This is a genomic window from Streptomyces sp. NRRL S-244, from assembly GCF_000717915.1.
In the GTDB taxonomy this organism is placed as follows: Bacteria; Actinomycetota; Actinomycetes; order Streptomycetales; family Streptomycetaceae; genus Streptomyces.
In genome coordinates this window covers 90969-112562 of sequence record NZ_JOCX01000010.1, presented here as the reverse complement: position 1 = coordinate 112562, position 21594 = coordinate 90969, and the positions used below count along the sequence as shown (strand labels likewise).

General features: G+C 74.3%; 13 protein-coding genes and 1 pseudogene. 9 read left to right on the top strand and 5 right to left on the bottom strand.

Annotation, left to right across the window (positions count from 1 at the left end):
* The first annotated feature begins 22 nt into the window (after positions 1–22).
* Entirely contained in the window at positions 23–1666 is a 1644-nt protein-coding gene (locus IF02_RS0114365; protein ID WP_030156880.1) for a VCBS repeat-containing protein, read from the top strand.
* A 15-nt stretch (positions 1667–1681) separates the two neighbouring features.
* Here IF02_RS0114365 and IF02_RS32405 read toward each other — a convergent pair.
* The 4 genes and pseudogenes from IF02_RS32405 to serC all read right to left on the bottom strand — a co-directional run bounded on the left by IF02_RS32405 (position 1682) and on the right by serC (position 7767).
* Positions 1682–4835: pseudogene (locus tag IF02_RS32405) on the bottom strand (sacsin N-terminal ATP-binding-like domain-containing protein).
* An 87-nt stretch (positions 4836–4922) separates the two neighbouring features.
* Positions 4923–5561, bottom strand: coding sequence for a class F sortase (locus IF02_RS0114355; protein ID WP_030156878.1), 639 nt, complete (start codon positions 5559–5561; stop codon positions 4923–4925).
* A complete protein-coding gene (locus tag IF02_RS0114350; protein WP_030156876.1) occupies positions 5554–6360 on the bottom strand; it encodes a hypothetical protein in 807 nt (268 codons plus the stop codon). Before IF02_RS0114350 ends, IF02_RS0114355 begins: the two co-directional genes overlap by 8 nt.
* A 288-nt stretch (positions 6361–6648) precedes the next feature.
* Positions 6649–7767, bottom strand: coding sequence for a phosphoserine transaminase (gene serC, locus IF02_RS0114345; protein WP_030156875.1), 1119 nt, complete (start codon positions 7765–7767; stop codon positions 6649–6651).
* Between the two features lie 84 nt (positions 7768–7851).
* Here serC and IF02_RS0114340 point away from each other — a divergent pair, with 84 nt between their 5' ends.
* From IF02_RS0114340 to IF02_RS0114330, 3 genes are read left to right on the top strand one after another with little or no spacing between them, the layout of a single operon-like run.
* On the top strand, positions 7852–10656 hold the full coding sequence (locus IF02_RS0114340; RefSeq protein WP_030156873.1) for an FAD-binding and (Fe-S)-binding domain-containing protein: 2805 nt from the start codon (positions 7852–7854) through the stop codon (positions 10654–10656).
* A gap of 47 nt (positions 10657–10703) precedes the next feature.
* Positions 10704–11663 (top strand): EamA family transporter, encoded by a 960-nt coding sequence (locus tag IF02_RS0114335; RefSeq protein ID WP_030156872.1) that lies wholly within the window; start codon positions 10704–10706, stop codon positions 11661–11663.
* Positions 11663–12034, top strand: coding sequence for a DUF1801 domain-containing protein (locus IF02_RS0114330; protein WP_030156870.1), 372 nt, complete (start codon positions 11663–11665; stop codon positions 12032–12034). The genes IF02_RS0114335 and IF02_RS0114330 overlap by 1 nt, the downstream gene beginning before the upstream one ends.
* Before the next feature lie 65 nt (positions 12035–12099).
* On the opposite strand, the gene IF02_RS0114325 is transcribed toward IF02_RS0114330, so the two are convergent.
* Positions 12100–13713, bottom strand: coding sequence for a CocE/NonD family hydrolase (locus IF02_RS0114325; protein WP_030156868.1), 1614 nt, complete (start codon positions 13711–13713; stop codon positions 12100–12102).
* Positions 13714–14080: 367 nt separating this feature from the next.
* Between IF02_RS0114325 and IF02_RS0114320 the strand changes: the two genes are divergently transcribed.
* Genes IF02_RS0114320 through IF02_RS0114300 form a run of 5 tightly spaced genes read left to right on the top strand, consistent with a single transcriptional unit; the run spans position 14081 to position 21456 of the window.
* Positions 14081–14881 (top strand): TIGR03084 family metal-binding protein, encoded by an 801-nt coding sequence (locus tag IF02_RS0114320; RefSeq protein ID WP_030156866.1) that lies wholly within the window; start codon positions 14081–14083, stop codon positions 14879–14881.
* Entirely contained in the window at positions 14878–16728 is a 1851-nt protein-coding gene (locus IF02_RS0114315; RefSeq protein ID WP_078622090.1) for an acyclic terpene utilization AtuA family protein, read from the top strand. The genes IF02_RS0114320 and IF02_RS0114315 overlap by 4 nt, the downstream gene beginning before the upstream one ends.
* Positions 16725–18323: an acyl-CoA carboxylase subunit beta gene (locus IF02_RS0114310; protein WP_030156863.1), complete on the top strand. Its 1599-nt coding sequence runs from the start codon at positions 16725–16727 to the stop codon at positions 18321–18323. The genes IF02_RS0114315 and IF02_RS0114310 overlap by 4 nt, the downstream gene beginning before the upstream one ends.
* An 8-nt stretch (positions 18324–18331) precedes the next feature.
* On the top strand, positions 18332–20287 hold the full coding sequence (locus IF02_RS0114305) for a biotin carboxylase N-terminal domain-containing protein (protein WP_030156862.1): 1956 nt from the start codon (positions 18332–18334) through the stop codon (positions 20285–20287).
* Positions 20284–21456: an acyl-CoA dehydrogenase family protein gene (locus tag IF02_RS0114300; RefSeq protein ID WP_030156860.1), complete on the top strand. Its 1173-nt coding sequence runs from the start codon at positions 20284–20286 to the stop codon at positions 21454–21456. Before IF02_RS0114305 ends, IF02_RS0114300 begins: the two co-directional genes overlap by 4 nt.
* The last annotated feature ends 138 nt before the right edge of the window (positions 21457–21594 follow it).

The following is a 21594-nucleotide window of genomic DNA, read 5'->3' as shown; positions in this document are numbered from 1 at the left end:
GACACTTGCCCGCGCACTACCCATGGCCGCTGTGGCCCTGGCGCTCGGCGTTGCGGCCGCGGTGCCGGCGGCTGCGGCCGGCGACCCGGCGGCGCCCGCGGTCACCGCGCCCCGGACCAGCCCCACTCCCGGCTTCGCCGGTGAGGACCGCTACTCCGACTGCGACACCAACCCGTACTCCGGATCCGGCGCGGGCTGGGTCGGCCTGGGTGACCTCACGTTCCGCGCCAGGGCCACCTCGCCGGCGGGTGCGCAGGTCCAGACGACGTTCCAGCTCTGGGACACCGCGTACGGGGGCAAGCGCACCGACCAGGCGTCCATCTGGACCACGTGGCCCGAGGCCAGCACGTCCTTCGGCCGCGACCAGTTCGTGGACGGCGGCCAGTACGCGTGGCGGGCACGCGCCACCGACGGGAAGCTGACCAGCCCTTACACGCCCTGGTGCTACTTCCGGGTGGACCACACACCGCCTTCCGCCGAGATCACCACGGACGCGACTCCCAAGAAGGTCGGCGAGGAGGCGACCTTCACGCTGAAGGGCACGGACACCGGCTCGGAGATCGCCTGCGCCCGCTGGCGCACCACCTCGACGCCCAGCGTCGGCTGGCGCTGCTCGGACGAGGCGAAGGACTCCCACATCGTCCGCCTGACGGACGGCTCCCTGGACATCAAGGTCAAGCCCGAGACCTGGGGCAGCCAGGCGGTCTACCTCCAGACGATGGACAACGCGGGCAACGTCTCCCAGGACGCGAGCGCCTACTACTACGCCCAGCAGAGCACCGCCCCCGCCGCCTTCGGCGACATCGACGCCGACGGCAAGCCGGACGTCCTCGTCCCGGACGCGTCCGGCAACCTCCGCAAGTGGGGTTCGAACCCGCTGGACACCGCCAACGCGCGCGCCCTCGCCGCCCCGGGCGGCAGCGGGAGCTGGGCGGGGGTCCAGTACGGCCACCGCGGGACCCTGAGCTACCAGCAGGTCGACGATCTGGTCGCCCACGTGCCCGGGGGCTCTGCCCTGTACGTCTTCCACAACGGCGGCAGCGGTCTGTTCACGGAGCAGGGACCGACCCTCGCCTACAAGCCCGACATCTGCCGGAGCGCGGACCGCCGCGTCATCGACTGCGCGGAGCACGGTATCGGCTCCGACTGGTCGAAGGCAACGCAGTTCGCGGTGTTCGGATCACCTCGAGGCGACAGCCCGTTCGAGGGCGTCCTCCCGGACACCTCGGTGCTGTTCGTCGAGAACGGCCGTCTGTGGCTGGTGGAGCGCGGATTCGCGAACGGGCTGAACGACGAGGCAGTCCTCGTCTCGGGTGACGACACCCGCTGGGACGGCTACGAGCTGCTCACCCCGGGCCGAGCCCAGGGCACCGACTTCCCCACCCTGTGGGCCCGTTCTCAGACGAACGGCACGATCCGCGCCTTCTCCATCGCCGGCACCCCGGACGCCCCGGACTTCTCCGCCTTCGCCGACCCGGCCGCCGGGCCGGCCCTGGCCACCCTGGCGCCTGGCGCGCACCCGCGCGTCGGCTCCGACGGCGACCTCACCGGTGACGGCCTGCCGGACCTCTGGTCCGCGGACGCCTCCGGGAAGGTCACCGTCTTCCCCGGTACGGGCACGACGACTCCGCACCCGACGGTCACGGGCTTCGGCCCGGCCGTCTGACGGAGGGGCCGGCCGTCAGTCGAACCAGCGGTCGCGGGCCAGTTCCGGGGTGCGGGAGGGGTCTTCCAGGAGGGCGGCCACCTCGAAGCGGCGGGGCCATTGGGCCGCCGACCAGGCGAGGCCCGCGGCCACGCCCTCCAGGGTGGCGGCGTGCAGGGTGCCGTCCGGGGTGCGGCGCCAGTCGAGTTCCACGCCGCCCGCGATCAGCTCCTCGTGCTCCAGGTAGGTCGCCGGGGTCGAGGGGCCCAGGAGGATCCGGACCGACTCCGGGACCCCGTGCTCCTCGCCCGGCGTCGTGACCTCCGCCGGGACCGTCTCCGAGAGGCGGCGGACCTGGAGCAGCTCCGCCAGGTCGGCCGCGCGGGCCGGGGCCACCGGGAGGAGGGGGAGCCCCTCGGCCAGGGGCAGCAGGTCCGGGGCGTCCGCGATCACGGCCTCCGCCGCGTCGACCACGACGACCTCGCCGTCCACCACCGCGCGCAGCTCGTCCGGGAGCGTGACCTGCTCGGGGTCCAGCTCGGCCAGGGCGCCGTAGAGGGCGTGCAGCTGGCGGTCCGACACCTCGCGGTCCGGGTCGGCGAGCCGGCCCAGGAGCTCGGCGGCGCCGCCGGGTTCGTCCAGCAGGGCCGGCACGGTCGTGCGTACGCCGAGCGCCCGCAGGACCTGCTCGTCCTCGAAGCCCGTCGCGTCCGCCGGGGTGTAGAGGCCCGCCAGCAGCGGGTCGCCGCCCGCCGCCCGCAGCCCCGCCGGGCGGCGGCCGTCGAGCACCGGGTGGTCGCGCAGCCACCAGGCGGTGTACGGGCGCACCGACTGCGTGGTGCCGTCCGGCAGCAGCACCCGTACGGGCTGGGTCAGCGCGTCGCGCAGCGGCGGCTGCGCGAGCATGGCCAGGGCCTGGGGCCAGCAGTCGTCGTCGACCAGGTCGAGGTCGCGGACCGCGACGAGTTCCGTGGCCACGGGCGGCAGCGGGGTGTCCGGGAGCTGGTCCAGCACGTCCTCGCACCACACGTCCACCGCGTCCAGCAGCCCCGCGTCGTCCGGCTCGGCGAAGTCCCCGTCGCGCGGCTCCAGTTCGTCCGGGTCGAGGACCACGTCGGTGGCGCGGACCAGCTGGAAGGCGGCCAGCACCCCGCAGGCGGTCAGCGGCTGCGCGCCCCACTTGTCGGCCAGTTCGCCGTCCACGTACGGGACTTCGTCCTCGCGGATCACCGAGGCCAGCGGCGAGCCCGGCAGCAGCAGCTCGCCCGCGGGCGTGAGCTCCCCGTCCTCGTCCGGCAGGGCCAGCGCGCCCAGCCACGGCTCGTCGCCCGGCGCCAGGTCGGCGTCCCGGACCAGGCCCAGGACCACCTCCGCCAGCTCGTCGGCGTCGAGGGCGTCCTCGTCCCAGATCTCCCCGGCGTCGAGGGAGGCGGCCACCGCGGCCCGCACCTGCGGGGTCGTCAGCACGGCGCGCGGCGTCGCCGGGAGCGCTCCGAGGCGCTCCAGCAGCGGGTGCGCCGCGTCCGGGTGGGCCACCTTCAGCCCCATCCGGGCCAGGTCCTTCGGGGTGTCCGCGTCGGGCAGCAGTACGTGCCGGGGGCCGATCGTGGTCCGCCCGTCGGCCAGCGGCACCGGCAGGCCCGAGAGCCGGTCCGGATCCACCCCCGCCAGGGTGTCGTACAGCCGGTGCCACCACTCGGGGGTGCGCTCGATGCCCGCGATCCGCTCGATGGCGTCGCCCAGCGGCAGCCGGCCCACGCCCAGCGTGCGCAGCTCGGGGCGGCGCTCCAGCCCGGCGGGCAGCAGGGTCGGCAGCACCTCGGCGAGGACCCGTACGGTGTCGGCTCCCGCGCCCTCCACCACCTCGGCCTCGAAGGGGCGCAGGGCGGAGCGCTCCTCGGCGTGCTCGGCGGGGGCCGCCGGGGCGAGGAACGCCGTACGCGGCAGCCGCCGGAGTACGGCGGCGCGCAGCGCCCCGTCCAGCGGGCCCTGGCCGAGCGGCCCGGGTACGAGGTCCACCAGCGCGGTAGTCACCGGGTCCCAGGCGCCCAGCAGTTCGGCGTACGCATCGGCCGCGCGCTCCACCAGGAAGTCGGTCAGCGGCCCCGGCGCGGGGTGCCGGCGGGCGGTGTCCAGCGGCAGCGTCGCGATGAGCAGGGCCGGGATGCCCAGCGGCTCGTCGGTCGGGGTCGGCGCGTGCACCACGGGTGCGGTGGCCGGGCGTACGGGAGCGCCGTCGGTGTCCACGGGCACGGCCCAGGACACCGTGGCGGACGGAGCGCCAGCGGCGGGTCTCGCCCGTGGCGCCCGCCGCTCCGGCGCCTCCCGCCGCGTCCTCGATGACGGTGTACGGGCCCTCGTCGCGGCGGCGGAGCGTACGGGTGCCCTCCTGCGGGGTCTCCACGACGATCTCGGCGAGCCCCGGCAGGGTCAGCAGCAGCGCGTCGTCGATGCCGGCCAGCAGCCGCTGCACCAGGTCCCCGGCGGCGGCGTCGCGCAGCGGGAGGACGACCACGGTGTCGTAGCCGTCGGGGGCGGTGCCCTCGGCGGGCAGCGGCAGCCGCAGCAGGGGGACGTGCCCGTCGCGGCGGCGCAGTTCGTCGCCGAGGCCGGGGCTGCCGTTGGCGGCGTCGCGGGCCAGCTCGCGGGCCTCGGCCAGGGACCAGCGGACACCGCCGTGGCGGCCGAGCACGGCGGGCTCGTCGGACACCGCGAGGACGGCCGCGAAGCCGACGCCGAAGCGGCCCACGGTGTCGGCGGAGCCGCTCGTGCCGGTCGACCCGCCGGACCCGCTCGCCCCTGCGGGCTCCCGCTTCGCGGAGGCCCGCAGGGTGCTCAGCGATTCCACGCCCGTCGCGTCCAGCGGGGCACCGGTGTTGGCGACGGCCAGCACGCCGTGCCCGCCCTCGCCGGAGTGCAGGGTGAGCCGCAGCCGGCCGGGCACCGCGGCCCGGGCCGCGGCGTCGGCGGCGTTCTGCGCCAGCTCGACGACGAGCCGGTCGCGGTAGCCGCCGAGGGCCAGGTCCTCCTCGGCGTTGGCGTCCTCGCGGAAGCGGGCCGGGCCCGCGCCCCAGGAGTCGAGCACCCCGCGCCGCAGCCGGGCCGTGCCGAAGGGGTCCGCGCCGCCCTGGGCCGCCGTCACTCGCACGCTCACGCCGCTGCCTCCATGCTGTCCTGCACCGCACTGCATTCACCGAGTGCCGAATGCCGAGGTCCTGAAGGTATCGCGTACGGGTCCCGGTGGTCGGGGCGGCCGGGCCCACGGCGGACCGCCGGCTCAGCGGCGTCCGGTGAGGTGTGCGAAGACGACGACGTTGGAGTCCCAGTGGCGGTCGGCGGTGAGGCTGCCGCCGCAGGTGATCAGGCGGAGTTGGGCCGAGCCGTGGGTGTCCCCGTAGACCTTGTCCGTGGGGAAGCCGTCCTTCTTGTACGTGTCGACCGCGTCGACGGCGAAGACGGCGGTGGTGCCGTCGGCCCGGCGGACCTCGATCTTCTCGTCCTTCTTCAGGGTCTTGAGGTTGAAGAAGACGGCCTTCGGGGCCTGCGGTGTGTCCATGTGGCCGACGATGGCCGCGGCTCCCGGCTCACCCGGGGTCGGGCCGTCCTTGTACCAGGCGGCGTCGTCCGGTTTGGCGAAGTCCGGCTCCTGCATCACGCCTTGGGCGTCGAGGCCGACCGTGTCGAGCCGTGCGTCGACCTTGATGTCCGGGATCTCGATGCGGTCCGGGACGGACGGGGGCAGCGCGGAGGCCGCCTTGGCGTTCGCGGGGGAGGCCCCGGCGGCCCCGGCGGCGCCGTCCGCCGACGCCGAGCAGCCGGAGGCGAGGACGGCGGCGAGGGCCGCGGCGCCCGCCAGGGCGGCCGCACGGCGTGCGCGGCCGCCCCGGCGGGGAGGGGTGGGCTGCTGCTCAGGCATGGCCGGCCGTGGCTCCGGGGAGGGGGCCGGCCGGGGCCTGGCCGGTGTTGACGGAGCCCTTGGGCTTCTTGTGCTCGCTCGGCTTCAGCGGCGTCACCGGCTTGACGTCGGGCTTGCCGCCGCCCGCCTCGGTGGAGAACTTGACGGTGTCGAACTCCTTGCCGCCCGCGAAGGCGTGCACGCCGTAGTAGCCCGTCTTGACGTCCTTGGCGACGACCGCGGTCCCGGTCCAGGTGCCGTGGCCGTCGCTCTTCAGGTTGACCTGGCCGCCGAACGCGTCGGAGGTGACGTACGCGTTCTTCACGTCGGCCGCCGTCTTGATCGTGACCCCGACCTTGTCGCCGGGGCGGCCGGAGTCCGCCGACAGCTTCAGGGAGGCCGTCGGGGTGGGCTTCGGGGCATCGGCCTTGACGGTCAGCTGGGCGGTGGCCTGGAGCTTGCCGCCGTCCGGGCCCGTGCCCGTCAGGCTCACGCCGTAGTTGCCGTCCGCGACCTTGGCGATCCTCGCGGTGCCGGTCCAGGTGCCGTCGCCGGCCGGGCTCAGCCGTACGTCCTCCAGCGCCTTGGAGGAGACCGACAGGGCCGTGGAGCCCTTGGGGGCCTTCACGGTGACCTTGACCTCGTCGCCCGGCTTGCCGGACGGGACGGACAGCTGAAGGGACGCGGAGCCGTCGCTGCTGCCGGCGCCGTGGCTGCCCGAGGGGGACGGACTCGCATCGGCGGCGAACACGGGGGCGGCGGCGCCGAGGGCCAGCGTCGAGGTGAGGGCTATGGCCGCGAGGGTGACTGCCTTGCGCATGGGATTCCTCCTGAACGGGAGGCCGGGGTTCTTTCCCGGCACACCTGACATGAGGTGCATTCCGGGCGCTTGGTTGCGGCCCCGCGCGGGCCCTCGCGGGGCACCTGCCGAAGGTCCTTCGACATAAAGCCGCAGGCCGCGCACCCACCAAGGGGGCGCCGTTTACAGGCTCTTTGCCCCGATTTTTGGGACCAAAGTCCCGGGGCTGGGCTGTCGCCGGCGCGCAACGACGGAGCCCCTGGCGACAGTCGGTCGCCAGGGGCTCGAACGGTGCCGCTCAGGCCGTGGTCAGAGCTGCTCGATCACGTAGTCGATGCACGCGGTCAGCGCCTGCACGTCCGCCGGGTCGATCGCCGGGAACATCGCGATACGGAGCTGGTTGCGGCCGAGCTTGCGGTACGGCTCGGTGTCCACGATGCCGTTGGCGCGCAGCACCTTGGCGACGGCGGCCGCGTCGATGTCGTCCGAGAAGTCGATCGTGCCGATGACGGCGGAGCGCTTGTCGGCGTCCTTCACGAACGGGGTGGCGTACTTCGACGCCTCGGCCCAGCCGTACAGGTGGCGCGCGCTGGCCGCCGTACGGCCGGTCGTGAACTCCAGGCCGCCCTGGGAGTTCATCCACTCCAGCTGCTGGTCCAGCAGGAAGAGGGTGGACAGGGCCGGGGTGTTGTACGTCTGGTTCTTCAGCGAGTTGTCGATCGCCGTCGGCAGCGAGAAGAACTCGGGGATGTGACGCCCGGACGCGTGGATCCGCGCCGCGCGCTCCAGGGCCGCCGGGGAGAACGCCGCCAGCCACAGGCCGCCGTCGGAGGCGAAGGACTTCTGCGGGGCGAAGTAGTAGACGTCGCTCTCGGTGATGTCCACCGGCAGACCGCCGGCGCCCGAGGTCGCATCCACCAGGACGAGTGAACCGGCGTCGGCGCCCGCGACGCGCTTGACCGGCGCCGCCACACCCGTCGAGGTCTCGTTGTGCGTGTACGCGTACACGTCGACGCCCGCTTCGGCCGCCGGCTCGGGGTGCGTGCCCGGCTCGGAGGAGATCACGGTCGGCTCGGCCAGCCACGGCGCGAGCTTCGCGGCCTTGGCGAACTTGGAGGAGAACTCGCCGAACGTGAGGTGCTGGGACTTGTTCTCGATGAGCCCGGCGGTCGCGATGTCCCAGAAGGCGGTGGAGCCGCCGTTGCCCAGGATCACCTCGTAGCCCTCGGGGAGGGAGAAGAGGTCCCGGATGCCGTCCCGCACCGAGCCGACCAGGTTCTTGACCGGGGCCTGGCGGTGGGAGGTTCCGAGCAGGGAGGTACCGGTGGCGGCGAGGGCGTCCAGCGCCTCGGTCCGCACCTTGGAGGGGCCCGCGCCGAAGCGTCCGTCGGCGGGCTTGATGTCAGCGGGAATCTGGATCTCGGCCACGAGCGGAGCGTATCCGGTCCCGGTCCACGCCTCGGAGGCGCGTCCACCCGATGAGACGAGTCCGGCCGGTGGCAGGGTGGGGCCGTGACGTCAACCGGGGAACTCGAACGGACATTGCGGGAGAACCTGCGCGGGGAGGTGGACTTCGGGGCCGCGGCCCGCGCCCTCGCGACGATGGACGCCTCGAACTACCGGCGGGTGCCGGTGGGGGTGGTGGCGCCCCGCGACGCCGAGGACGTGGCGACCGCGCTGCGGATCTGCGCGGAGGCCGGCGTACCGGTCGTCCCGCGGGGCGGCGGGACCTCGATCGCCGGACAGGCCACGGGCATCGGCGTGGTGCTGGACCTGACCCGGCACATGAACGCCCTGCTGTCGCTGGACCCGGCCGCCAGGACCGCCGTGGTCCAGCCGGGGCTGGTGCTCGACCGGCTGCGCGAGGCGGCCCGCCCGTACGGGCTGACCTTCGGCCCGGACCCCTCCACGCACTCCCGCTGCACGCTGGGCGGGATGATCGGCAACAACGCCTGCGGGGCCCACTCGGTGGCCTGGGGGACCACCGCGGACAACGTGGCGGAGCTGGCGGTCACGGCGTACGGGGGCGCGGCGTACCGGCTCGGGACGGGCTGGGCGGGAGCCCCGGCGGGGCTGCGGGAGCTGGTGTCGGGGAATCTGGCGGTGCTGCGCACGGGCCTGGCCGGCGGGTTCTCGCGGCGGATCTCCGGATACGGCGGGCTGGACGCGCTGCTGCCCGAGCGGGGCGTGGAGGTGGCCCGGGCCTTCTGCGGGAGCGAGGGCACGCTCGGGGTGGTGACCGAGGCCGTCGTACGCCTGGTGGAGGCGCCGCGCGCGCCGGCGCTCGCGGTCCTCGGGTACGCGGACGAGAGCGCGGCGGCGGACGCGGCGGCCGGGCTGCTGGCGTTCGGGCCGCTGACGGTGGAGGGCATGGCGGCCGACCTGGTGGGCTCGGCTCAGGCTCCGGGACTTCCCCGGGGCGGGGGGTGGCTGTTCGTCGAGATGCGGGACGAGGGGGCGGCGCGCTCGCTCGTACGGGCCGCCGACGCGGTGGACTCGGTCGTGGTCACGGACCCGGCGGGGCAGCGGGCGCTGTGGCGGATCCGCGAGGACGCGGCGGGCACGGCCACGCGGATGCCGGACGGGGGGATGGCGTGGCCCGGGTGGGAGGACTGCGCGGTGCCGCCGGCCCGGCTGGGGGCGTACCTGCGGGAGTTCCGGGCGCTGCTGGCCGAGCACGGGCTGCGGGGGACCCCGTACGGGCACTTCGGCGAGGGCTGCGTCCACGTACGGATCGACTTCGACCTGGCGTCGGGGGCGGGGATCGCCCGGTTCCGGGAGTTCTCCTCGGACCTGGCGGACCTGGTGGTCTCCCACGGCGGCTCGCTCTCCGGGGAGCACGGGGACGGGCAGGCGCGGGCGGAGTTCCTGCCGAGGATGTACGGGGCGGAGGTCATCCGGCTCTTCGGCGCGTACAAGGACCTGTGGGACCCGGCGGGCGGGATGAACCCCGGGATGCTGGTGCGCCCGGCCCGGGCGGACGAGAACCTCCGCTTCGCGGTGCTGCCGGCGACGCCCTTCGCGGGGGAGGTGGCCCGCTGCGTGGGCGTGGCGAAATGCCGGTCGACCACCGCGGCCGGTCCGGAGGTGATGTGCCCCTCCTACCGGGTCACGGGGGAGGAGCGGCACTCCACGCGCGGCCGGGCGAGGCTGCTGCACGAGATGCTGGCCGGGGAGATCGTGACGGACGGCTGGCGCTCGCGGGAGGTCGCGGAGGCGCTCGACCTCTGCCTGGCCTGCAAGGGCTGTCGCAGCGACTGCCCGGTGGGCGTGGACATGGCGTCGTACAAGGCGGAGTTCCTGCACCGCCACTGGGCGGGCCGCATCCGCCCCCTGGCCCACTACACCCTGGGCGGCCTGCCCACGTGGCTCCGCCTGATCGCCGCGCTGCGACTGGCACCCGTCGCGAACGCGGCCGCCCGCCACCTCCCGATCCCGGGCCTGACCCGGTCCCGCGCCCTCCCGCCGCTGGCCGCCGAGCCCTTCACCCGCTGGTGGCGGCGCACGGCCGGGGCGGCCGCGATCCCGCCGGGGCCCCTGTACCCGGGCCCGACCCCGGCGGGGCCCCTGCACCCGGGCCCGATCCCGGCCGGCGTCACGCTCTGGCCGGACACGTTCACCGATTACCTGTCCCCGCAGACCGGCAGGGCGGCCGTCCGGGTCCTGCGGGACGCAGGCCTCACGGTGTCCCTCCCCCCGAAGGGGGTCTGCTGCGGGCTCACCCACATCTCCACCGGCCGCCTCGACCGCGCCCGTACCGTCCTGCGCCGCACCCTCGACGCCGTGGGAGACGTACGAGGACCCGTGACGGTCCTCGAACCCAGCTGCGCCGCCGCCCTGCGTACCGACCTCCCCGCCCTCCTCCCGGACGACCCCCGCGCGGAGCGCCTCGCCCGCGCCGTGCGGACCTTCGCCGAGACCCTGGAGGAGTACGCGCCGCACTGGCGGCCGCCCCGCCTGGACCGCCCCGCCGTCGGCCAGACGCACTGCCACCAGCACGCCGTCCTCGGCGACGCCGCCGACCGCCGGCTCCGCGAGCGGGCCGGCCTCGGCGGCGAGCTCAGCGGCGGCTGCTGCGGCCTCGCCGGGAACTTCGGCTTCGAGCCGGGCCACCAGGAGGTGTCCGAGGCCTGCGCAGAGGAACAGCTGCTCCCCGCCCTGCGCGCGGCCCCGTCCGGTGCCGCGATCCTGGCGGACGGGTTCTCGTGCCGTACGCAGATCGCCCAGCTCGCCGGGCTCCCCGACGGGAGCCGGGCCCGCCACCTCGCCGAGCTGCTCGCGGAAGGCCTGGTCGAGGGCCGTGCGGACGGCATGTAAGCCAACACACGGCCTCATGGCCCTTACGCACCCCTTAGTCTGGATTAATGCCCGCAACTTCGCCCAAGTCCGACCGCGCCGCCCCGACGGCCGCCGACCCCACGGCGACCCCGGCACTCCCGACGACCGCCGGCTCGTCCCGTCTGGGCTCCTCCCGCTTCGGCCCCGTCGCACTGGTCATCGCCGCGGGCATCTCGGTGCAGTTCGGCGCGGCCCTCGCCGTCATGATCATGCCGGGCGCGGGCGCCGCGGGCGTGGTCACGCTGCGCCTCGCGGCCGCCGCGCTGGTGCTGCTGCTCCTGTGCCGCCCGAAGGTCCGCGGGTACTCGCGCGCCGACTGGGGCACGGTCGTCGCCTTCGGCGTCGCCATGGCCGGTATGAACGGGCTCTTCTACCAGTCCATCGACCGGATCCCGCTCGGCCCGGCCGTCACCCTCGAAGTGCTCGGCCCCCTCGTCCTGTCGGTCGTCGTCTCGCGCCGTCTGGTCAGCCTGCTGTGGGCCGGCCTGGCCCTCGGCGGTGTCGTCCTGCTCGCCGGCCACGGCGGCGGCAGCGGCTTCGGCGGCCTCGACCTCCTCGGCGCGGCCTTCGCGCTCGGAGCGGGCGCGATGTGGGCGGCGTACATCGTGTTCAGCGCTCGCACGGGCCGCCGCTTCCCGCAGGCGGACGGGCTGGCCCTGGCCATGGCGGTGGCGGCGGTGCTCTCGCTCCCGCTGGGCGTGATCGAGGCCGGCTCCGCGCTCCTGGTGCCGAGCACGCTGGCGCTGGGCCTCGGTGTCGCCGTCCTGTCCTCCGTCCTCCCGTACACCCTGGAGCTCCTGGCGCTGCGCCGCCTCCCCGCCCCGACGTTCGCGATCCTGATGAGCCTGGAACCGGCGATCGCGGCCACCGCCGGATTCTTGATCCTGAACCAGGCGATGTCGGCGATCGACGCGCTGGCGATCGCGCTGGTCATCGCGGCGAGCATGGGCGCGGTCCGCTCCCAGACCCGACGGGCCGCCGCCTGATGCCGGCGGCGGACGAGGTCGGCGCGTACATCGAGGGGGCCCCGGAGACCCGCCGCCCGGCGCTGACGCGGCTGCGCGAGCTGTGCCTGGCCGAGCTGACGGGCTTCGAGGAGGTCATGGCGTACGGCATGCCGGCGTACGTACGGGCCGGGGCGGACGCGGCGGAGATCGCCTGGGCGAACCAGAAGCAGTACATCTCGATCTACCTGATGCGCACGGACGTACGGGACGCCTTCGCGGACCGCCTGGCCGGACACGACATGGGCAAGGCCTGCCTGCGCTTCCGCCGCCCGGAAGGGGTGGACTTCACCCTGCTCCGCGACATCCTGCGCGGCACGGCATCAGCACCCCCGGGCCCCGTCTGCTCCTAGCGGGAAGTCCCCGGCCCGTACCGGGCCGACACCGCGTCCAGCCTGAGGCCGCGCGCGCCCGGCGCTCAGCCCAGCGGCAGGTCCAGGTAGGACGGCGTGGCCTCCGGGGAGGTGAAGGCCAGCGTCGAGCGCGGCAGGTTGGCGTCCCCGTAGAAGGGGTCGCGGGCGTCGATCACCAGCATCAGCCGGTGCCCGCGCGGGACGTCGTACGCCGTCGCCTGGAGCTCGATGTCGGCGCTGACCAGACTGTCGGGCGCCGAGTCGAGGTTCGCGTACGGGGCGTGCGTGACGATGTGCGCCGTACCGTCGGGCGCCACCGCGAGCAGGTACGCGACGAACGACGAGTCGGGGTTCGCGGACCGGTACGTGACGCGCAGCCGCGGCGTGCCGCGCAGCCGGGCGGTCTCCGCCTCCGGCTCCGCCGTCCAGACCGCGGCGACGGTGCGGTCGATGTCGCCGGTCCGGTACGCCTTCGGGCGGCCCGCGATCTCGTCGTACCCGGAGCGCACGATCGCGTCGGCGACGGTCGCCGGGGTGTCCACCCCGCACAACACGCCCGCGCTCCAGCCGGCCTCGGGCCGCTCGGTGAGCTCCCCGCCGCTCACCAGGTGCAGCCGGCGCACCTGTTCGGTGACGGACTCCCAGGTGGGGCGGGGTTCCAGGGTCTGGCCCCACATGACCTCGCTGAGCACCTGGCCCTCGTCGGCGATGCCGTTGTCGATCCCTCTCAGGTGGTGGTCGAACCAGCGGTGGGCGTTCGTCCAGATCCGGTTGGGCAGGCCGATCATGCCCGTCATCTCGGGTCCGGAGTGGTCGCCGATGGAGAGGTCGAGGCGCTTGGGGCCGGTGAGCTCGTTGAACAGCTTCAGCGTCTGGTTGCCCGGGAAGAGCGTCTCGTGCCAGGCGTGCGAGAAGTAGACGGGAACCTGGCGCCGGTTGAGCTCCTTGACGTGGGTGAACGGAGAGCGCTGCTCCGCCCAGCGCAGGGTGCCCTGGATGTCGCGGCCCGCGAGGACGTTCTCGAACACGCTCTGGGTCTGCGGGCTCAGCCGGGCCTTGGAGGCCGCCTTGAGCAGCGCCTCGACGGCGGCGACGTGCCGGGTCCGGTTCTCGTAGAAGGCCTCGCCGAGGTCGCCCCAGGTGCTGAGCGCGACGACCGCGTCCACGCGCGTGTCGTGCGCGGCGACGAGCTGGCCGATGCCGGAGCCGTACGAGTCCCCCAGGAAGCCGATCTTCGTGACCGGGCCGGCGGTGCGCTCGATGAGGTGGTCCAGGGCCCGGCTGCCGTCGGCGACGTCGAGCGGGCCGGCCACGTCGACCTGCCCCTCGGAGCCGGCGAAACCGCGGGTGCTGTAGGCGAGGACGTTGTAGCCGCGGGCCGCGAAGACGGCGGCCTGGACGGCGTAGGGGAGCCAGCCGTGGTTCGTCCACGGCGACGGCATCACGATCACCGGCCGCGGCTGGACCCCGTTGTGCCGCCACAGCGCGGCGTCGAGCAGGTCCCCGTCGGAGCCGGCGACCTTGACCCGGCTGAAGACGGCGACGGAGCGGGCGTCGGCGACCTCTGCGGCGCGGGCGGGGGCGAGGCCGGTGACGTCGCCGGTCTCCAGGGCGGCGACGAATGCGGTGAGGGTGGTCGCGTCGAGTTCGGGATAGAGCGAGAAAGCGGCTGAGATCACGTCGGTTCATCCTCTTCGTCGAGTGACGTTCGGCGAGTGACTTCTTCGAATCCTGCTTCGAGTGCCTGCTTCGCGAGTGCCTTCGGCGCGGGGGGACTTCGCGGGGGACGAAGCGTTCAGTATCGAGGCGACATCGGCCGGGTTCCGCCGCTTTCCGGCATACGGCCTGAATCGCCCCCTGCGGGCCCGCGGCGGTCGTACCCGCCGACCAGCGCCGGGCCGGCGTCGAACGTCAAATCGCCTTCGCTCCGCGCCGGTTGGCGGCGGTGGCGCGAAGGGGACGCTCGCGGGCCAAATCATGCAAGCATGCTTGATTGTTTTGCGCGCGGCTGCCAGTCTTCCCCTCACGCCGAAAGGGGAGCCCGCCGTGCTCGATCCGTCAGCTGTCGCCGTCTTCGCCGATCTGCGCGAGGAAGGCCTCGCGCTCGAAACCCTGGTACGGGACCTGCCCGGCGCCGGCTGGGCCGAGCCCACCCCCGCACCCGGCTGGACCGTCGCCCACCAGATCGCCCACCTGCACTGGACCGACCGGGCCGCACTGGTCTCCCTCACCGACCCCGAGGGCTTCGCCGCCCTGGTCGAGGAGGCGGTCAAGGCCCCCGAATCCTTCGTGGACGAGGGCGCGGCGGAGGGCGCCGCGCTGCCGCCCGCCGAGCTGCTGGCCCGCTGGCGGGCCGGGCGCACCGCCCTCGACGAGGCGCTCGCCGCCGCCTCGCCCGACGCCCGCTTCCCCTGGTACGGACCGCCGATGAAGGCCGCCTCCATGGCCAGCGCCCGCCTCATGGAGACCTGGGCGCACGGCCAGGACGTCGCCGACACCCTCGGCGTACGCCGGATCCCGACCGCGCGGCTGCGGCACGTGGCGCGGATCGGCGTACGGGCCCGCGACTACGCCTTCGCGGTACGGGGACTGCCCGCGCCCGCCGGGGAGTTCAGGGTGGAACTCGTACCGTCGGACGGCGGGGAGCCCTGGACCTACGGGCCGCAGGGCGCGGCGGACCGGATCACCGGCCCCGCGCTCGACTTCTGCCTGCTGGTGACCCAGCGGGCCCACCGAGCCGACCTGGCCCTGACCGCGACCGGCCCCGATGCCGACCGCTGGCTGGACATCGCCCAGGCCTTCGCGGGCCCGGCGGGCCCCGGCCGCGCACCGGGAGCGGCCCGATGAGCGGCGGCCGCGGCGCGGGCTCGGGCCCCCGGCGGCCCCTGCGCATCGGCAACGCCTCGGGGTTCTACGGGGACCGGTTCAGCGCCTTCGAGGAGATGCTGACCGGCGGGCCGCTGGACGTGCTGACCGGCGACTACCTCGCCGAGCTGACCATGCTGATCCTGGGCCGCGACCGGCTGAAGACCCCGGACCTCGGCTACGCCAAGACCTTCCTGCGGCAGCTGGAGGAGGGCCTGGGCCTCGCGCGCGAGCGGGGCGTACGGATCGTCGCCAACGCGGGCGGCCTGAACCCGGCGGGACTGGCCGACGCGATCCGCCTGCTCGCCGCCAAGACCGGGGTGGCGGTGTCGGTCGCCCATGTCGAGGGCGACGACCTGATGCCGTTCGCGGAGGGCGCGCTGACCGCGAACGCCTACCTGGGCGGCGCCGGCATCACGGCCTGCCTGCGGGCGGGCGCGGACGTGGTCGTCACCGGCCGGGTCACCGACGCGGCCCTGGTCAGCGGGTCGGCGGCCTGGTGGTTCGACTGGGCGCCGGACGACCACGACCGGCTGGCGGGGGCGGTGGTCGCAGGGCACGTCCTGGAGTGCGGGACCCAGGCCACCGGAGGCAACTACGCCTTCTTCACGGCGCACGACGTCCGCCGTCCCGGGTTCCCGCTGGCGGAGATCGCGGAGGACGGCTCTTCGGTGATCACGAAGCACCCGGGCACGGGCGGGGTCGTCTCGGCGGGCACGGTGACGGCCCAACTCCTCTACGAGACCCAGGGCCCCCGCTACCTCGGCCCGGACGTCACGGCCCGTCTGGACACGGTCCGGCTCTCGGACCTCGGCGCCGACCGGGTGGCGATCACGGGCGTGGTGGGGGAGCCCCCGCCGCCCACCCTCAAGGTGGGGGTGACCCGCATCGGCGGCTGGCGCAACGAGGTGGTCTTCGTCCTGACGGGCCTGGACATCGAGGAGAAGGCGGCGCTGGTCCAGGCGCAGTTGGCGGACGCCCTCTCCCAAGTGGCCACGGCGGACTGGACGCTGGCCCGCACGGACCACGAGGACGCCGGGACGCAGGAGACGGCGAGCGCCCTGCTGCGCCTGGTGGTCCGCGACCCGTCGCCGGACCGGGTGGGCCGCACCCTCACCTCGGAGGCCATCGAACTGGCCCTGGCCAGCTATCCGGGCTTCCACGTGACGTCCCCGCCGGGCCCGGCCCAGCCGTACGGGGTCTTCACCTCCTCGGCCATCCCGTCGACGGCGGTCCCCCATGTGGCGGTCCTCCCCAACGGCACCCGCCAACCGGTCCCCCCGGTCCCGTCGGCCCCGCCGGCGTCCGATGCGCGGGGGCTCGGGGGCGGGGCCCCGGCAGGGTCCGGGGCGGAGGCCCGGGACGGGGACCTCGGGGCGGAGGCCGCGCTCACGCGCACCGCACCGCCGGAGGCACCGGCAGGGCGGGCCACCCGCCGGGTCCCCCTCGGCACGCTGGTCGGCGCGCGCAGCGGCGACAAGGGCGGCGACGCCAACATCGGGGTGTGGGTGGAATCCGACGAGGCCTGGGAGTGGCTCCACGCCACCCTCACCGTCGAGACCCTTCAGGCCCTCCTCCCCGAGACCGCCGGTCTCCGCGTCACCCGGCACGCACTCCCCAACCTCCGCGCGCTCAACTTCACCATCGCCGGAATCCTCGGCGCCGGCGTCGCCTCGGCCCACCGCTTCGACCCCCAGGCCAAGGCCCTCGGCGAGTGGCTGCGCGCCCGGCACGTCGACATTCCCGCCCACCTCCTGCCGACCCACCTCCTGCCGACCGACCTCCCACCGACCCACCTCCCGCTCACCCCGGAGGGGACCGCCCCATGACCCGCCTCACCACCACCGTCGACCCCCAGGCCCCCGACTACCTCGCCCACCACGCGGCCGCCACCGCCCGCCTCGCCGAACTGGACGCCGAGCACGCCAAGGCCCTCCTCGGCGGCGGCGAGAAGTACACGGCCCGCCACAAGGACCGCGGCAAGCTCCTCGCCCGCGAGCGCATCGAGCTGCTCCTCGACCCGGACACCCCGTTCCTGGAGCTGTCCCCGCTCGCCGCCTGGGGCAGCGACTACCCCGTCGGCGCCTCCATGGTCACCGGCATCGGCACGGTCGAGGGCGTCGAGTGCCTGGTCACCGCCAACGACCCCACCGTCCGCGGCGGCGCCTCCAACCCCTGGACCCTCAAGAAGGCCCTGCGGGCCAACGAGATCGCCCGGCAGAACCACCTGCCCTGCATCAGCCTCGTCGAGTCCGGCGGCGCCGATCTCCCCTCCCAGAAAGAGATCTTCATCCCGGGCGGAGCGATCTTCCGCGACCTGACCCGGCTCTCGGCCGCCGGCATCCCCACCGTCGCCGTCGTCTTCGGCAACTCCACCGCCGGGGGCGCGTACATCCCGGGGATGTCCGACCACACCATCATGATCAAGGACCGCTCCAAGGTCTTCCTCGGCGGTCCGCCGCTCGTCAAGATGGCCACCGGCGAGGAGAGCGACGACGAGTCCCTCGGCGGAGCCGACATGCACGCCCGCACCTCGGGACTCGCCGACTACTACGCCCTCGACGAGCACGACGCGATCCGCCAGGCCCGCCGCGTCGTCGCGCGCCTGAACCACCGCAAGCCGCAGCCCGATCCGCAGCCCGCCGAGGAGCCGAAGTGCGACCCGGAGGAACTCCTCGGGATCGTCCCCGCCGACCTCAAGACCCCCTTCGACCCCCGCGAGGTCATCGCCCGCATCGTCGACGGCTCCGACTTCGACGAGTTCAAGCCCCTCTACGGCACCAGCCTGGTCACCGGCTGGGCCTCCCTCCACGGCTACCCGGTCGGCATCCTCGCCAACGCCCAAGGCGTGCTGTTCAGCGCCGAGTCGCAGAAGGCCGCCCAGTTCATCCAGCTCGCCAACCAGCGCGACATCCCGCTCCTCTTCCTCCACAACACCACCGGCTACATGGTCGGCAAGGAGTACGAGCAGGGCGGCATCATCAAGCACGGCTCGATGATGATCAACGCGGTCTCCAACTCCCGCGTCCCCCACCTCTCCGTCCTCATCGGCGCCAGCTACGGAGCCGGCCACTACGGCATGTGCGGCCGCGCCTACGAGCCCCGCTTCCTCTTCGCCTGGCCCAGCGCCAAATCCGCCGTCATGGGCCCGGCCCAGCTCGCCGGGGTGCTCTCCATCGTGGCCCGGCAGTCCGCCGCCGCGAAGGGGCAGCCGTACGACCACGAGGCCGACGCCGGGATGCGCGCCTTCGTGGAGGCGCAGATCGAGTCGGAGTCCCTGCCGATGTTCCTGTCCGGGCGGCTGTACGACGACGGCGTCATCGACCCGCGCGACACCCGTACCGTCCTCGGCCTGTGCCTGTCGGCCGTCCACAACGCCCCCGTCGAGGGCGCCCGCGGCGGCTTCGGCGTCTTCCGGATGTGAGCCCGCACATGACGAACCTGACTTCCCTCCTGGTCGCCAACCGCGGCGAGATCGCCGTACGGATCTTCCGTACCGCCCGCGCCCTCGGCCTCACCACCGTCGCCGTCCACTCCGACCCCGACGCCGATGCCCTGCACGTACGAGAGGCCGACGCGGCCGTGCGCCTCCCCGGCGCCGCCCCCGCCGACACCTACCTGCGCGGCGACCTCGTCATCAAGGCCGCCCTCGCCGCCGGCGCGGACGCCGTCCACCCCGGCTACGGGTTCCTCTCCGAGAACGCCGGCTTCGCCCGCGAGGTCGCCGCTGCCGGACTCGCCTGGATCGGCCCGCCGCCCGAGGCCATCGAGGCCATGGCCTCCAAGACCCGGGCCAAGGAGCTGATGCGCGCCGCCGGGGTCCCGCTCCTCGACCCCGTCGACCCCGCGACCGCCACCGCCGCCGACCTGCCCCTCCTGCTCAAGGCCGCCGCGGGCGGCGGCGGGCGCGGCATGCGCGTCGTACGCGACCTCGACACCCTCAAGGAGTCCCTCGACGGCGCGTGCGCCGAGGCGGCCTCCGCCTTCGGCGACGGCGAGGTCTTCGCCGAGCCCTACGTCGAGCGCGGCCGCCACGTCGAGGTCCAGATCCTCGCCGACTCCCACGGCACCGTGTGGGCGCTCGGCACCCGCGACTGCTCCCTCCAGCGGCGCCACCAGAAGGTCATCGAGGAGGCCCCGGCACCCGCCCTGCCGGACAGCCTGCGCGAGAACCTCCATGCGGCGGCGGTGGCCGCCGCCCGCGCGGTCTCCTACGAGGGCGCTGGCACCGTCGAGTTCCTCGTCGCCGCCGACGGACGCCCGTACTTCCTGGAGATGAACACCCGCCTCCAGGTGGAACACCCCGTCACCGAGGCCGTCTTCGGCCTCGACCTCGTCGCCCTGCAACTGCGCATCGCCGAGGGCGCGGCCCTGCCGCTGACGCCCCCCGAGCCCACCGGGCACGCCGTCGAGGCCCGCCTGTACGCCGAGGACCCCGCCCAGGACTGGCGCCCCCAGACCGGCGTCCTGCACACCCTCGCCGTTTCCGGTGGGGTCCGCGTGGACACCGGCTTCGCCGACGGGGACACCGTCGGCGTCCACTACGACCCGATGCTCGCCAAGGTCGTCGCCCACGCCCCCACCCGGGCCGAGGCCGTCCGCGCCCTCGCCCGCGCCCTGGCCGGAGCCCGCATCCACGGGCTCACGACCAACCGCGATCTCCTCGTACGCTCCCTGCGGCACCCGGAGTTCGCCGGGGCGCGGATCGACACCGGGTTCTACGAGCGCCACCTCGAGGCCCTCACCGAAGGCGCCCCCGACGCCGCACTGGCCGCGGCCGCAGCCGCCCTCGCGGACGCCGCGCCGGCCCCGGACGCCCCGCTCGCCACCCGCCTCGGCGGCTGGCGCAACCTCCGCTCCCAGCCGCAGATCCGCCGCTACACCGCGGCCGGCACCGCCTACGAGGTCCGCTACCGGCCCACCCGCAGCGGACCCCCGGAGCTCGTGGACCACCCCGGCGTTCGAGTCCTGGCCGCCGAACCCGGCCGCGTCACCCTCGAAGTCGAGGGCGTCCGCCGGATGTTCCACGTGAAACGCAAATCGAACACCGTGGGCGCGGGGGCCGGAGCGGCCGAGACCTACGTCGACTCTCCGCTCGGCGCGCACACCCTCATCCCCGTCCCCCGGTTCGCCGATCCCCAGGACCGCACCGAACCCGGCTCCCTGCTCGCCCCCATGCCCGGCACCGTCGTCCGCGTCGCCGAGGGCCTCGCCCCCGGCGCCGCCGTCACCGCCGGGCAGCCCCTGCTCTGGCTGGAGGCCATGAAGATGGAGCACCGCATCGTCTCGCCCGCCTCCGGCACGCTCACCGCGCTCCACGCCGCCCTCGGCCACCAGGTCGAGTTCGGCGCCCTGCTCGCCGTAGTCCAGGAGGAAACGCCAGCATGAGCCCCGCCACCAGCACCGTCGTCGAGACCGAGGAACACAGGGCCCTGCGCGCCGCCGTCGCGGCACTCGGGCAGCGGTACGGACGCGAGTACCTTTCCCGCGTCGCCCGCGAGGGCGGCCACCCCGACGAGCTGTGGGCCGACGCCGCCAAGCTCGGCTACCTCGGGGTCAGCCTCCCCGAGGAGTACGGCGGCGGAGGCGGCGGCATCGCCGAACTCTCCATCGTCCTGGAGGAGCTGGGCGCCGCGGGCTGCCCCCTGCTGATGATGGTCGTCTCGCCCGCCATCTGCGGCACGGTCATCTCCCGCTTCGGCACCGAGGCCCAGAAGCAGGCCTGGCTCCCCGGCCTCGCCGACGGCAGCCGCACCATGGCCTTCGGCATCACCGAACCCGACGCCGGCTCCAACTCCCACCGCATCACCACCACCGCCCGCCGCGACGGTGACGAGTGGGTGCTGACCGGGCGCAAGGTCTTCATCTCCGGCGTGGACATCGCCGACGCCACGCTCATCGTGGGTCGCACCGAAGACGCACGTACGGGGAGCCTGAAGCCCTGCCTGTTCATCGTCCCGCGCGACACTCAGGGCTTCTCCCGCTCCGTGATAGACATGGAACTCCAGGCCGCAGAAAAGCAGTTCGAGCTGACCCTGGACGAGGTCCGGCTGCCGGCCGACGCCCTGGTGGGCGACGAGGACGCGGGCCTGCTCCAGCTCTTCGCGGGCCTCAACCCCGAACGCATCATGACGGCCGCCTTCGCCATCGGGATGGGCCGTTACGCCCTCGCCAAGGCGGTGGACTACGCGAAGACCCGCCAGGTCTGGAAGGAGGCGATCGGCGCCCACCAGGCCATCGCCCACCCCCTCGCGGCGGCCCACATCGACCTCGAACTCGCCCGCCTGATGATGCAGAAGGCCGCCCACCTGTACGACGCGGGCGACGACATGGGCGCCGGCGAGGCGGCGAACATGGCCAAGTACGCAGCCGCCGAGGCCTGCGTGAAGGCCGTGGACCAGTCCGTCCACACCCTGGGCGGCAACGGCCTCACCCGCGAATACGGGCTGGCCGCCCTCATCACCGCCTCCCGGGTCTCCCGCATCGCCCCGGTCAGCCGCGAGATGATCCTGAACTTCGTCTCCCACCAGACCCTGGGCCTGCCCAAGTCTTACTAACCTGGGCGGCTGGAGCTCCCCGGCCGGGGGTGGGGACGGGGTGGGGTGGTGTCCGGGGCCAAAACGAGATGACTTCGGCGCAAGGTCCCGTCCTGCAACCGGACGCCCTCGGGCGCCGAACATCGAAGCCCGCCCCGG

Coding starts and splice junctions, on each gene's coding strand:
- IF02_RS0114365 (WP_030156880.1), top strand. CDS start 23: ATGGCCGCTGTGGCCCTGGCGCTCGGCGTTGCGGCCGCGGTGCCGGCG.
- IF02_RS0114355 (WP_030156878.1), bottom strand. CDS start 5,561: ATGCCTGAGCAGCAGCCCACCCCTCCCCGCCGGGGCGGCCGCGCACGC.
- IF02_RS0114350 (WP_030156876.1), bottom strand. CDS start 6,360: ATGCGCAAGGCAGTCACCCTCGCGGCCATAGCCCTCACCTCGACGCTG.
- IF02_RS0114335 (WP_030156872.1), top strand. CDS start 10,704: ATGCCCGCAACTTCGCCCAAGTCCGACCGCGCCGCCCCGACGGCCGCC.
- IF02_RS0114330 (WP_030156870.1), top strand. CDS start 11,663: ATGCCGGCGGCGGACGAGGTCGGCGCGTACATCGAGGGGGCCCCGGAG.
- IF02_RS0114315 (WP_078622090.1), top strand. CDS start 14,878: ATGAGCGGCGGCCGCGGCGCGGGCTCGGGCCCCCGGCGGCCCCTGCGC.
- IF02_RS0114310 (WP_030156863.1), top strand. CDS start 16,725: ATGACCCGCCTCACCACCACCGTCGACCCCCAGGCCCCCGACTACCTC.
- IF02_RS0114305 (WP_030156862.1), top strand. CDS start 18,332: ATGACGAACCTGACTTCCCTCCTGGTCGCCAACCGCGGCGAGATCGCC.
- IF02_RS0114300 (WP_030156860.1), top strand. CDS start 20,284: ATGAGCCCCGCCACCAGCACCGTCGTCGAGACCGAGGAACACAGGGCC.